Annotated in this window: 8 protein-coding genes; 4 read left to right on the top strand and 4 right to left on the bottom strand. The window is 68.1% G+C overall.

Annotated elements, in window-relative coordinates; translation table 11 throughout:
• Nucleotides 1–63: 63 nt before the first annotated feature.
• Entirely contained in the window at nt 64–597 is a 534-nt protein-coding gene (locus ACLJEU_RS01045) for an FKBP-type peptidyl-prolyl cis-trans isomerase (protein ID WP_414663524.1), read from the top strand.
• Nucleotides 598–868: 271 nt separating this feature from the next.
• On the opposite strand, the gene ACLJEU_RS01040 is transcribed toward ACLJEU_RS01045, so the two are convergent.
• The 4 genes from ACLJEU_RS01040 to ACLJEU_RS01025 form a co-directional block, all read right to left on the bottom strand.
• Nucleotides 869–1,648: a M48 family metallopeptidase gene (locus ACLJEU_RS01040; RefSeq protein ID WP_414663525.1), complete on the bottom strand. Its 780-nt coding sequence runs from the start codon at nt 1,646–1,648 to the stop codon at nt 869–871.
• A 34-nt stretch (nt 1,649–1,682) separates the two neighbouring features.
• Nucleotides 1,683–2,861 (bottom strand): alpha-hydroxy acid oxidase, encoded by a 1,179-nt coding sequence (locus ACLJEU_RS01035; RefSeq protein WP_414663526.1) that lies wholly within the window; start codon nt 2,859–2,861, stop codon nt 1,683–1,685.
• Between the two features lie 129 nt (nt 2,862–2,990).
• Entirely contained in the window at nt 2,991–3,563 is a 573-nt protein-coding gene (locus ACLJEU_RS01030) for a CDP-alcohol phosphatidyltransferase family protein (protein WP_414663527.1), read from the bottom strand.
• 39 nt (nt 3,564–3,602) lie between these two features.
• Complete coding sequence (locus ACLJEU_RS01025; protein ID WP_414663528.1) at nt 3,603–4,040, bottom strand: metallophosphoesterase family protein; 438 nt, start codon at nt 4,038–4,040, stop codon at nt 3,603–3,605.
• 293 nt (nt 4,041–4,333) lie between these two features.
• Between ACLJEU_RS01025 and ACLJEU_RS01020 the strand changes: the two genes are divergently transcribed.
• The 3 genes from ACLJEU_RS01020 (at nt 4,334) to ACLJEU_RS01010 (ending at nt 12,794) form a co-directional block, all read left to right on the top strand.
• Entirely contained in the window at nt 4,334–5,554 is a 1,221-nt protein-coding gene (locus tag ACLJEU_RS01020) for an FG-GAP repeat domain-containing protein (protein WP_414663529.1), read from the top strand.
• A gap of 65 nt (nt 5,555–5,619) precedes the next feature.
• The gene (locus ACLJEU_RS01015) at nt 5,620–9,441 is read left to right on the top strand and encodes a PVC-type heme-binding CxxCH protein (RefSeq protein WP_414663530.1); all 3,822 of its coding nucleotides are present in this window, start codon (nt 5,620–5,622) and stop codon (nt 9,439–9,441) included.
• Between the two features lie 137 nt (nt 9,442–9,578).
• Nucleotides 9,579–12,794: a DUF7133 domain-containing protein gene (locus ACLJEU_RS01010; RefSeq protein WP_414663531.1), complete on the top strand. Its 3,216-nt coding sequence runs from the start codon at nt 9,579–9,581 to the stop codon at nt 12,792–12,794.
• Nucleotides 12,795–12,811 lie beyond the last annotated feature (17 nt).

The following is a 12,811-nucleotide window of genomic DNA, read 5'->3' as shown; positions in this document are numbered from 1 at the left end:
CGGGAACGCGCCTGCAGGTTTGCCAATCCGTCGCGTCTCGCCTACAGCTCCGTCTCTCTCTTCATGCGAAGCTTTTTCTATCTGGCCCTGCTTGGCGTCATCCTGATCACCGCGGCGCTGGTCACGCGTTCGGGCCTGTTGTGGCGCAAGAATTCCGGCCGCCCGATCAACACGGCGATGCGGGAAGCGTTGAACAAGGAGTACCCGCAGTACTCCGTCGACGACGAGCAGACGATCGGGAAACTCTTCGGTACCGCGCACAAGCTGCCGTCCGGTCTCCGCTATGTGGTGCGCGCGCCCGGCACCGGCACGGTCACGCCGACGGTGGGCGAGGAGTTGATTGTGCACTATGAGGGCCGGCTGCTCGACGGCACGGCGTTCGACAGCTCTTACCGGAAGGGCGTGCCGTTCGTGTTTCGCGTGGGCACCGGTGCGGTGATTCGCGGCTGGGACGAGGCGTTCATGAGCATGAAGAAGGGCGAGAAGCGCACGTTGATCATTCCGCACTGGCTCGCGTACGGCGACAAAGGCCGACGCCCGACGATTCCGCCGAAGGCCACGCTTATTTTCGAGGTCGAGTTGCTCGACTGGCGTTAGTGGAGAATTGCGGATTTCGGATTGCGGATTTCGGATTTTTTCGAACCGCGTGAATCGGTCTCCGGTCTCCGGTCTCCGGTCTCCGGTCTCCGGTCTCCGGTCTCCGGTCTCCGGTCTCCGGTCTCCGGTCTCCGGTCTCCGGTCTCCGGTCTCCGGTCTCCGGTCTCCGGTCTCCGGTCTCCGGTCTCCGGTCTCCGGTCTCCGGTCTCCGGTCTCCGGTCTCCGGTCTCCGGTCCGCCAATCCGCAGTCTGCAATCCCCACTCCGCAATTTCAGAGTCCGACCAGCGCGCCGTTGCGCTTAATCCACGTTTCGGCGCCGCGCCACTCGGGGCACACTTCCTCGACCCGGGCCCAGAAGCGCTCGGAGTGGTTCATCTCCCGGAGATGCATCAGCTCGTGGTAAATGATGTAGTCGCGCACGAAATCCGGTGTCTGCACCAGCCGCCAGTTGAGTGAAATCGTGCCGTTCGCGGAACACGATCCCCAGCGCGAACGCTGGTTGCGGACCGTGACCTGTTTCACTTCCACCCCCGTGACCGCCGCGAGCTCCCAGGCACGGGCAGGAAGTTCCACTTTGGCCCGTCGCGCGAAATGCGCCTCGAGCGTGGGCCGCAGGTCGCCCTCGATCTGCGGCACGCGAAACACATCCGCCGCGAGGCACACCTGCGGCCGCTCGCCGGTGGCAGCGATCCGCACCTCCGCCATCTCGCCACGCCACAACAGATGCGTGCCGATCGTCCACACCTCGGCCGCGCGCGGCCGCTGCCGCTGACGGGCCCGCGCGCGCTCAAGCCAGTCGCGATGCTGTTCGACGAAGCGCAACGCCTCGCGTTCGGACCCGCGCGCTGGAATCACCGCCACGGCCGTGCCGTCGCGCCGCAGCGTGAGCCGGTAGTTCAGCGCGCGGTGACTGCGTTCAAACACGATGCCGCCCGCGGTCGGATGCGACGCTTGCGGCGGATGCGGACGTGGCGCCACCGGCGGCACGTGGTGCACACCAGCGGCGGGCGCAAAAAGCCCGAGCAGAGACTGCTGCCCATCGTCGTTCATCCGTTTTCCGAAGTGACGATTTGCCGCACCGGCGTCAACGCCACAACACCGTGGAATCAATCTGCGAAAGGGAGGTCCGGCCCGTGAGCGCCATCGCCATCTCGAATTCGCGGCGGAGGATGTTCACCACGCGGGCCACGCCGTCTGCGCCCCCGACCGCCAAGCCGTAAACGTACGGCCGGCCGATGAGCACCGCGGTCGCGCCCGTGGCGATCGCTTTCAGGATGTCGGTGCCGCGGCGAATACCGCCATCGACGAGCACGGGCACGCGGCCGCCGGCGCGGGCGACCACCTCCGGGAGCGCATCGATGGTCGCGGGCACTGTATCCAGATTCCGGCCACCGTGATTGGAGACGATGATGCCCGCCGCGCCGACTTCCACCGCCCGCGCGGCATCCTCGGCCGTCAGGATGCCCTTGAGCAGCACCGGAAGTCTCGTTTCGCCCCGCAGCCACTCGATTTCCTTCCACGTCAGTCGGGGATCGAGCAGCGCGCTGTAAATGCTCGCCTCACCGGGCCGGTGCCCGCCCGTGGCGGTGTTCAGGCCCCGCAGGTTCGCGCGTTCGACCCCGGGCGGCAGCGTAAACTTGGCGCGCGTCTCACGGTAGCGCGGGCCGAGGACCGGCGTGTCCACCGTGACCACCAACGCCCGGTAGCCGGCCGCCTCGGCCCGCCGCACCAGCGCGCGGGTGAACTCCCGGTCGGGCTGCACATAGAGTTGGAACCACAATGGCTGGGTGGCGGCTTGCGCCACCTCCTCGATCGTCGCCGTCGCCGAGGTGCTGAGGACGAACGTCGCCCCCGCCGCACCCGCGCCTTTCGCCGTGGCCACCTCGCCCTCGGCGTGCGCGAGTTTGTGATACGCAGTCGGTGCCAGCAGGATGGGATGCGGCAGCTCGCGACCAAACAACGTCAAGCGCGTGTCGAGCTGCGACACGTCGACCAGCACCCGCGGACGGAGCCGCATGCGCTCGTACGATTCGCGATTCCAACGCAGGGTGAGTTCGTCGGCCGCCCCACCCGCCGCATACTCCCAGGCCATCGCCGTCATGTACCCCGGCGCGAGCTGCTCGTAGTCGAATACATCGGCCGGTTCAGGGCCGTCGACCACCTTCGCAGGGGACGGCGTCGCCCCGACGCCGTCGGCAGAGAGCACCGTGCCGCCGGCAAGGAGCCCTGTCGACCTCAGCAGACCGCGGCGCGTGATTGTCATGGCTGGAATGGGGGTAAGCGGGAGGCCCAACGCCGCCCGCAACCGTCTGGCTTAACGCACGCCGCAGCGCCAGAAGAATGCGTCCTCCCGCCGGCCAACGAGGCAGATGCGATCGCAACCTCGGGGACTTCAGCGCCCACGCTCCCGCCGGGCCCGCCACGCATGCCACACCGTCGCGATTTCACCCTCATGCCAGGGCACCAGCAGGATGATCACGATCTCCTCCACGCCCGCGAGCGTCTGCAGCACGATCATCACGTGAAACGGCACCGCCGACCACTCCGTCAGCAAGGGGATCATCGACAGCGCGCAGCCAATCACGCCGATCTTCGCCGCCCACGTATGGTAGTACGGCGGCCGGCCGAGTCGCACCAGGCCGACCACGATCACGCCGAAAAACGCCGTCAGGCCGACCGCGATCCACGGCAGCTCGCGCCGCATCAGCTCAGGCCACAGCAGCGCGATGCCCGCCAGGCCGGTCGTCAGCGTCAGGTAGTCGGCCGCGCTGTCGAGCTTCCGGCCGAATTCCGTGAACGCGTTCAGCCTCCGGGCGAGGAAGCCGTCGAGCGCATCCGTGAGCAGCGACGCCGCCAGAAACACCACGAACCACAGCTTCGAGCCCGCGATCGCCGACATCAGCACCGCCGGCATCAGCGCGATGCGGAGTCCGCTGATGAGGTTGGGCCAGAGCTTCGGATTCACGATGCGGCGCGGACAGGATCGACAGTATCCGGAGACGCGCTACAGCCGCACGAGTTCCCAGCGCAGCGGCTGGTCAGACTCCACCGTGAGCCACGCGAAACTCGCCGGCGCACCGCGGTTCGGTCGCGTGATGCAGCCGGGATTCAACCACCGCACGCCCGCCGGATCGGTGTCGTCACGCGGCACATGCGTGTGGCCATGCAACACCACGTTCACGCCCGCCGGCACGCGCCGCGGCGGAATGTGCACGAGATGAAACCGCAGATCGCCCCGCGTCGCGGTGATCATCTCGGGCCACGGATGCGCATCGCAGTTTCCCGCCACCACCAGCAAGGGCAGCCCCAGCTGCTCGAGTTCGTCCAGCGTCTCCGGCTCGCACACGTCACCGAGGTGCCAGATTTCATCGGCCCCGCGGATGCGCCCGGGCAGGTTGGCCGGAAACAAGTCGTGCGTGTCGGAGAGGACAGCGATGCGCATGGCGCGGGAATCTGGCCGGAGACGCGGGACTTGGACAGCGGTTTCTCGCCCCGCGCACGAAGGAGCGACTTCTGGGAGCGCAGGCCTCCGGCCTGCAGCGGAAGAAACCGATTGCTGCAGGTGGGGCACCTGCGCGCCCGGGCCGTGCACGCGCCCAATTCATCCGGAAAATTCTCGAACGATTATTGCGTCGTCTCCACCGGACTGGTTGTTTCCGCCGGTCCCCCGCTCGCGTTTCCCCGCCCCGCTTTCGCCTTCAGGAATCCGTTTCCACGCTGCCGCTTTCCTCCGTCATGAACCTCCGTCCGATCGCGTCCCGCCTCCTGCCCGTCCTCATCGCGCTGCCCGCCGCCCTCTGGGCTGCCGATCCTGGCGTCGCTTCCTACCGCAAGCTCACGCTGAACGACGTGTTCTTCAGCGAGGGCGCCACGTTCGGCGACCTGAACAACGACGGGAAACCCGACGCCATCTCGGGCCCGTATTGGTGGGAAGGGCCCGACTTCAAGGTGCGGCACGAATACTATCCCGCGCTGCCCTGGGACCCGTTGCGCTACTCGGACAACTTCTTCGCGTTCACCCACGACTTCAACGGCGACGGCTGGAACGACATCCTCGTGCTCGGCTTTCCGGGCGTCGACGCCTCGTGGTATCAGAATCCTGGAGCCAAAGGCGGCCCGTGGCGGCGCAACGTGGTAATGCTCCCAGTCGACAACGAATCGCCGACCTTCGGCCGCGTGCTTGGCGCAGACAAGCCGCCGGTCCTCCTTTGTACGAGCCGCGGCCGGATCGGCTACGCGACATGGGATGCGAAGGCACCGTCGACGCCGTGGGTGTTTCATCCGATCTCGCCGCCGGGCGGCTGGCAGCGTTTCACGCACGGGCTCGGTTTCGGTGACGTCAATGGCGACGGCCGCAACGACATCCTGGAAAAGGACGGCTGGTGGGAGCAACCGGCGTCGCTCGCGGGCGATCCCGTGTGGAAGCAGCACAAGTTTCCCTTCGCCGGCACGCCTTCCCGCGGCGGCGCGCAGATGTACGTTTACGATGTCAACCAGGACGGCTTGGGCGACGTCGTCACGAGCCTTCACGCCCACGGCTTCGGCCTCTCCTGGTTTGAGCAAACGCGGGCGACCGACGGCGCGATTTCCTTCAAGGAACACCGCATCACCTCGCCCGTGGAGGCCGAGCTGATCAACGGCGTGCAGTTCGCACAGCTGCACGCGATCGACCTGGTGGACTTCGACGGCGACGGTGTCCTCGACATCCTGACGGGCAAGCGCTGGTGGGCGCACGGCCCGAAAGGCGACGCGCAGCCCGATGCCGCGCCGGTGCTGTACGCGTTTCTCCTGCGCCGCGGCGCCAACGGCACGGCCAACTACGTCGCACATCTCATCGACAACACCACGGGCGTCGGCACGCAGATCGTCGCCGCCGACGTTAACGGCGACGGCCGGCCCGACATCGTCGTCGGCAACAAGCGCGGCACCGCCGTGCTGCTCTCCCAGAAGAAATAACCGCGGCTCACCGAACCGGGCGGGCCCGTCATGCGCCCGGTCAACTCCAGTCCCTTTTCCCGTTCATGAATCGCCCCCGTCTCGCCTCCTCGGTCATCTGGCTCCTGTCCCCCGTCTCCTGCCTCCTGCTCTCCGCCGCGACGCCCGCCCCGCAGTCGATCTTCGACGGCCGCACGCTCGCCGGCTGGGAAGGCAATCCGCAGAGCTGGCGCGTCGAGGACGGTGCCATCACAGGCACGATTGCCGCCGGCCAGCGGCTCGCGAAAAACGAGTTCATCTACTGGAAGGGCGCGGTCGCGGACTTTGAACTGACGGCGGAGTTCCGCCTGAGCGGCGATCCGAGCGCCAACTCCGGCATCATGTTTCGCGCGCGAAAAGGCGCTGACGGCCACGCTGCCGGTTACCAGGCCGACATGGATCAGGGCGCGGTGTGGCTCGGCCGGATCTACGACGAACACGGCCGCAAGCTGCTCGTCGAACGCGGCGATCGCGTTTCAATCGCGCCCGACGGCCGGCGTTGGAGCGAAAAATTCGGCGAACCCGCCGACTTCCTAGCGTTGCCCAAACCCGCCGGTGGCTGGAACACGTACCGCATTCTCGCGAGCGCCTCGCACGTCGAGGTCTGGATCAACGGCACGCGCGTCTCCGTGCTCGACGATCATCAGACCAACGAGGCCGACCTGTCCGGACTGATCGCGTTGCAACTGCACAGCGGCCCGGGCCCGGTGAAGGTCCAGTTTCGCAATCTTCAACTCACGACCCTCGGCCGCACCACGCCCCCGCCGCCGATCACCGCGGCGCAACGGGCCGCGTCCGCCAAGGCCGAGAGCATCGGCGTCACGCGCAGGAATGGCGATCCGCCCCTGCGGCGCGTCCCGGGCGTCGACGACCTCACCCGTCTCCGCGAGAGTCCCGTGCTCTGGCACCTGCGCGACAACCCGGCGAAGCCCACGGCCGTCGCCAACGCGCCCGGGCAGAAGCTCGTCGCCGGCATGAAACTCGTGGCCGGTTTCCAAGCCGAGCTCATCGCCGCGGAGCCGGAGGTCCATCAGCCGATCGCCTTCGCGTTCGACGAACGGGGCCGGATCTGGATCGCCGAGGCGTTCAGCTACCCGAACAAGCAGCCCGAGGGCAAAGGCAAGGATCGCATCATCATCCTCGAGGACAAGGACGGCGACGGCGCGTTCGAGACGAAGAAGACGTTTGCCGAGGGTTTGAATCTGGTCAGCGGCCTCGAGGTCGGCTTCGGCGGCGTGTGGGTCGGCGCCGCGCCGCACCTGCTTTTCATTCCGGACAAAAATCACGACGACGTCGCGGACGGCCCGCCGCAAATCCTGCTCGATGGGTGGGGATTTCAGGACACGCACGAGACGCTCAACAGTTTCACCTGGGGTCCGGATGGCTGGCTCTACGGCTGCCACGGCGTGTTCACGCACTCGCTCGTGGGCAAGCCCGGCGCGCCCGCGGACCAGCGGCAGAAAGTCCGCGCGGCCGTGTGGCGTTACCATCCGGTGCGGCACGAATTCGAAGTTTTCTCCCATGGCGGCAGCAACCAGTGGGGCCTGGACTTCAACGCCGTCGGCCACCTCTTCATGACGCATTGCCGCAGTTTCCACGGCGGCGGCGGCACCTCTTACGTGATCCGCAACGGCCACTATTGGAACCAGGCGAACAACGACTACGCGCCGTTCATCTCGAACCGCGCGCCGGGCTTTGCGCCGGAGTTGAAGAACTTCCTCATGGCCTCGGCCCGCTACGACAGCGGCGAAGGCGGAGCCGGCAAAGCAGGCACAACGGCAGTCTACGGCGGCCACTCGCATGTCGGCACGATGATCTACCTCGGTGACAACTGGCCCGAGACGTATCGGGATCATCTGTTCACGCACAATCTTCACGGCCACCAGATCAATCATCAGACCAACGTGCGCACCGGTTCGGCGTACGAGACGTTCCACGCCGGCTACGATCTGAGCTTCGTGCCGGATGCGACCTACCTGCCCGTGGATCTGCAGTACGGGCCCGACGGCGCCGTGTACGTCGTCGATTGGAGCGATACGCAACACTGTCACAATCCCAACACGGAACTCTGGGATCGCACCAACGGCCGGCTCTATCGCATCGCGTGGGGCGCGACCTACAAGCCGGTGAAAATCAACCTGGCGTCCGCCAGCGACGCCGAGCTCGCCGCGCTGCACACGCATCGCAACGAATGGTTCGTCCGCGTCGCGCGCCGCGTGCTCCAGGAACGCGCCGCGACTCGCGCGATCGATGCCCCGGCCCTCGCAGCCCTTCGTGCCCAGGCCGCGGATACGACGGCCGACGTCTCGTCGCAGCTCCGCGCGCTGTGGACGCTGCACGTGACCCAGCAGCTCGATGCCACCCGCCTCACGGCCGCGCTCAGTCACAGCTCGGACGTGGTCCGCGCGTGGGCCGTCCAGCTCGGCACCGAATCTGGACCGCGACCGCCACCGGTCGCCGTCTCCGCCTCCGACCTCCTGCGCCTGGCCCAAACCGATCCCTCCGCCCACGTCCGTCTCGCCGTCGCCTCGGCCGTTCCCACGCTGCCGCTCGCCGCCCGCTGGCCAATCGCAGCCGCCCTCGCAACGCACGGCGAGGATGCGAACGACCGCTTCCTGCCGAAGATGGTGTGGTACGCCCTCGCCTCGTCCGTCGCCGCCGACGTGCCCCGCGCCCTCGACCTCGCGGCCCGCACGCCGTTGCCGTCGGTGAGCGACTCCATCGTCTGGTTCGCCGCACGCACCGCCGAGGGCCGCGACCGCATCGCGCAACGCATCGGCGCAACCAGCGCGCTGCCGGACGCCGGCGCGCAGCGGGCCCTGCGCGTGCTCGCGTTTTCACTCGAAAGCGAAGCCGGCCTCAAGATGCCCGCCGCGTGGACGCAGGTCACGGCGCGGTTTGGCGCCACGACGGACAACGCGATCCGCGGCGCGTGGGAGCAACTCTCCGCGCTCTTCGGCGACAAGACCGTGCTCGGGCCGATCCGTACCCGACTTGCCACGACCGCCACGCCGCTCGCGGAACGCCGGCAGGCGCTTGATTTGTTGCGGCGCGCCGGCGACACCGAATCGACGGCCCTGCTGGTGAAACTGCTCGACGATGCCGAGCTCAGGCCCTCGGTCATCCCGCTCCTGTCCAACGCCGCCGACGCCCCGGCGGTGGCGGCGGGACTGATTTCACGCTTCGCCGGATTCAACGCCACCGACCGCACCGCCGCACTCGCCGCGCTCACGAGCAAGCCCGTGCTCGCCCTGCCGCTGCTGCGCGGCGTGGAGACTGGCGCCATCGAGAAGAAGTCGCTCACGGCGCTGCACGCGCGCCAGCTGCGCAACCTGCGCGACCCGGCCGTCTCCACCGCGCTCGAACGCGTGTGGGGTCGGACAGCAGACTCGTCCAGCGACGCCAAGGTCACGATCGCGCGACTGCGCGACACGTTCCGCGAGGCGCCGCTTTGGTCCTATGACGTTAAAGCCGGACGCCAGGTGTTCGAACGCCTGTGCGCCGCCTGCCACGCCCTCGACGCCACCGACAGCGCGGGCAAACTCGGGCCCAATCTCAACGGCACCTGGCGCAACGGCCTCGATTACTTCCTCGAGAACATCGTCGATCCGAACGCCGTCGTCGGCACCGATTTCCAGTTGAATCTCGTGACGAAGCGCGACGGCTCCGTCGTGTCGGGGATGATCGAGAAGGAGTCGGACACCGCGCTGATCGTCCGCACGATGACCGAGTCGGTCAACGTGCCGAAGACCGACGTGAAGTCCCGCGAGGTCACCACGCAGTCGCTCATGCCCGCCGGCCTGCTCGAAGCGCTGCCCGCGCGGGAAGCGGTGGAACTGCTGCTCTTCCTCACGACCGAACCGAAGTGAGACCCGCCGTGCGGCGCTGCTCGCGCCACGCCGGCCGGGTGATCCGCGCCTGGCTTGCACGGCGGCCGCCGCCCGTCTGACTGCACGCCGCGCGCGAATCGCGTGACCGACGTTCCATTCTATCTTCCCTTCCCTCCGTGCATCACCGCCGCGTTTGCTTCCTCGCCACCGTTCTCTGCCTGGGCCACGCCGTCGCCTGCGCGCAACGCGGTGACGCTCCCGACACCACGCTCCGACCGCCCGCGGAGGAACGCGCGCGGTTTCACGTCCCACCGGGTTTCGAAATTCAACTCGTCGCGGCGGAGCCCGAAATCCAGAAGCCGCTCAACGTCGCCTTCGATTCCGCCGGCCGCGTCTGGGTCACCGGCTCGACGCTCTATCCGTGGCCCGCGCGGCGTGATGCGGTGGGCGAGCCGATCGCGTCGTTTCAAAAGAACTGGGACGACAACAATCTCGCGTTTCGCGCCATGTCGATGCCGCCCGAGCCGGCGGAGCACGGCCTCGATAGCGTGCGCATCCTGTCGGACTTCGGGCCGGACGGGCGGGCGCGTCGATCAACGGTCTTCGCAGACGGCCTGAACATTCCGGTCGGCGTGCTGCCGCTGCCGCGGGCCCCGGGCGCCATGGGTGACTCGGCGCTCGTGTTTTCGATTCCCGCGATCTGGCGGCTCACCGACACGGACGGTGACGGCAAGGCTGACGTGCGCGAGAAACTCTACGACGGCTTCGGCTTCAAGGACACGCACGGCATGTCGTCGAGTTACTGGCAGTGGTTCGACGGCTGGGTCTACGGCACGCACGGTTTCGCCAACGCGAGCGAGGTCGTCGATCGCAACGGCCGGACGGTCGCGCTCACGAGCGGCAACACGTATCGGTTTCGTCCGGACGGCTCGCGCTTCGAGGTGTTCGTCAACGGGCAGACGAATCCGTTCGGCCTCGCGTTCGACGCCCGCGGCGATCTCTACACGGCCGATTCCCACTCGAAGCCCGTGTACCTGCTCGTGCCCGGCGGCTTTTACGAAGGCATCGGCAAGGAGCACGATGGTCTCGGCTTTGCGCCGGCGATCACGACCGACGATCACGGCTCGAGCGCGATCGCCGGCATCGCCCATTACTCTGCCACGCAGTTTCCCGCCGAGTTCCGCGACAATCTCTTCAACGGCAATCCCGTCACGCGCCGCGTCAACCGCACCCGGCTCGACTGGCGCGGCTCCACGCCGCAGGCCACGCGCCAGCCCGACTTTCTCACCAGCGACGACCCGGCGTTTCGCCCGGTGCAGGTAAAACTCGGACCCGACGGTGTGCTGTGGATCGCGGACTTCTACAATCCGATCATCGGCCACTACGAAGTGCCACTCACCCATCCGGCGCGCGATCGCGCGCACGGCCGGATTTGGCGCGTAGTGTGGCGGGGACTCGACGGCTCCCTGGCGTCGCCGACGCTGCCCAATCTCGCGCGTGAAGCATCGACGGCGCTCGTGGCGCGGCTGTCGGACTCCAACCTGATCGTGCGCTCGCTCGCCTTCGCCGAGCTGATGAACCGCCCCGACGCCGCGACTGTCGCGCCCGCGATCAGCGTAGCCGTATCTGGGATCGTGGATACGGGCCGGATGGAGGCGGACGGGACCGCCGCGCTCCCGCTGTTCTTCGCGCTGGAGCGACTCCAACGCGCGGACGACGCGCTGATCCGTCGCGCGCTTACGCGTCCCGACAGCGCGGTGGCGCACGCCGCCTTGCGCGTGCTGGTGGCGCGTGAAGCGCTGCCGGCCGAAGCCGAGGAATTGTTTACGGGGATCGTGGGCCCCGCGGGCGCAACCGAAGTGGGCGCGACGGCCCCGACGCCGTACCGCAGCCTGCCAGGTCACAGCTGGCGGATCGTCGCCGATGCCCTCGCGCGCCATCCGCAGCCGTGGGGCGGACCGCTGTTGCTGACGATGCTGGCCAAGGCGCCAGAGACGGACACCGAACTGGTGTATGCCCTGCGGCTCGCGTTGAAGCATCACGCGCTCGTCGCGACGGCGGCGACGCTGAACGACTGGGCCGCGGCAAACGCTGCCGCGGCCGATCGCGTGGCTGACGTCTCTGTGGCCGTCGCGACTCCGGCTGCCGCGGAGTTCCTGCTCGCCCATCTGGATCGCACCCGTTTCGCCGGCGCGCGCGTCGGCGAATTTGCCCGGCACGCCGTGCTTCAGCTGCCGACAGATCGGCTCGCGAGCATCGAGCCGCTGCTGCCCGCCCTGCAACGCGTGCCGGCCTCGCAGCAGCTCGCGTTTGCCGAAGGTCTCGCGACGCTCGCCGCCAAACCCGATCGCAGTCTGCCGCCCCGGGTCGCGGCGTGGATGCAGCAGGCGCTGACGACCGCCGTGGCGGATTCCGACCCGGCGAAGTCACTGCGCGCCATCACCGCGCTCAAGCCGCTGACGTTCGCCGAGAAAGTCCCGCCTCTGCGCCGCGTCGCGCTCGACGGCAAAGCCCGGGAGGCGAACCGCATCGCCGCGCTGCGGGCCTTGGCGGCGACCGCGGATGAAACCGAACAGGTCGCCATCGAGATTGTCACGAGCACCGCCCCCAACGGCCTGCGCCGCGCTGCCGCCGACGTGATCGGCGTCGCAATGTCCACCACAGGTCGCCCGGGGGCATCCGACCACACCGCGCGCGCGGCCCTGTCCGGGGCGTTTGCCACCGCGTCCGCCGATCTGGCGCTGGGCCTCGCGATCGCCCTCGCGAAAAGCGATGCCGGTGCCGCCGATCTGATGGAGCTTGCCGCCGGCGGACGCGTGCGACCGGCGCTGCTGCGTCATCGTCACGTGGTGCTGGCGCTGGAGAAGCGGCCCGCGGCGTTGCGCGATCGCGCGGCCGCTCTCACGCAGGCCTTGCCGCCGGAGGACGCGCGGCTCGACGCGCTGATTGCCCAGCGGCTCGGCGCGGCCGGCGGCTTCAAGCCCGATCGCGCGCGCGGCGCGACGGTGTTCACCACTCACTGCGCGGCGTGTCACCGTTTTCGGGATACCGGCGGAAACATCGGCCCAAGTCTCGACGGGATCAGCTCGCGCAGCCAGCAGCGTCTCGTGGAGGACATCCTGGATCCCAGCCGCAACATTGATCCCGCGTTTCGTCTGACGACGGTGCTGCTGAAATCGGGCGAGACCAGGGCGGGGTTGAACCTGCGCGAGTCGCCGCAGCGTATCCAGCTCACGGATCCGGCCACCGGCCAGGAGATCGAACTTGCGCGCGCCGCCGTCGAATCAATCACCCCGTCGCCGCTCTCGCCGATGCCGGCCGCATTCGAGACCGTTTTGCCCGAACAGGAGTTCTTCGATCTCCTCGAATTCCTGCGCAGTCCGGCAAAGTGAGATCCGGACCGACGTCC

It is taken from the genome of Terrisphaera buseokensis, assembly GCF_047521145.2.
Lineage (GTDB): Bacteria > Verrucomicrobiota > Verrucomicrobiia > Opitutales > Opitutaceae > ER46.
This window is presented reverse-complemented; position numbering and strand designations above follow the sequence as displayed.

Coding starts and splice junctions, on each gene's coding strand:
- ACLJEU_RS01045 (WP_414663524.1), top strand. CDS start 64: ATGCGAAGCTTTTTCTATCTGGCCCTGCTTGGCGTCATCCTGATCACC.
- ACLJEU_RS01040 (WP_414663525.1), bottom strand. CDS start 1,648: ATGAACGACGATGGGCAGCAGTCTCTGCTCGGGCTTTTTGCGCCCGCC.
- ACLJEU_RS01035 (WP_414663526.1), bottom strand. CDS start 2,861: ATGACAATCACGCGCCGCGGTCTGCTGAGGTCGACAGGGCTCCTTGCC.
- ACLJEU_RS01025 (WP_414663528.1), bottom strand. CDS start 4,040: ATGCGCATCGCTGTCCTCTCCGACACGCACGACTTGTTTCCGGCCAAC.
- ACLJEU_RS01020 (WP_414663529.1), top strand. CDS start 4,334: ATGAACCTCCGTCCGATCGCGTCCCGCCTCCTGCCCGTCCTCATCGCG.
- ACLJEU_RS01015 (WP_414663530.1), top strand. CDS start 5,620: ATGAATCGCCCCCGTCTCGCCTCCTCGGTCATCTGGCTCCTGTCCCCC.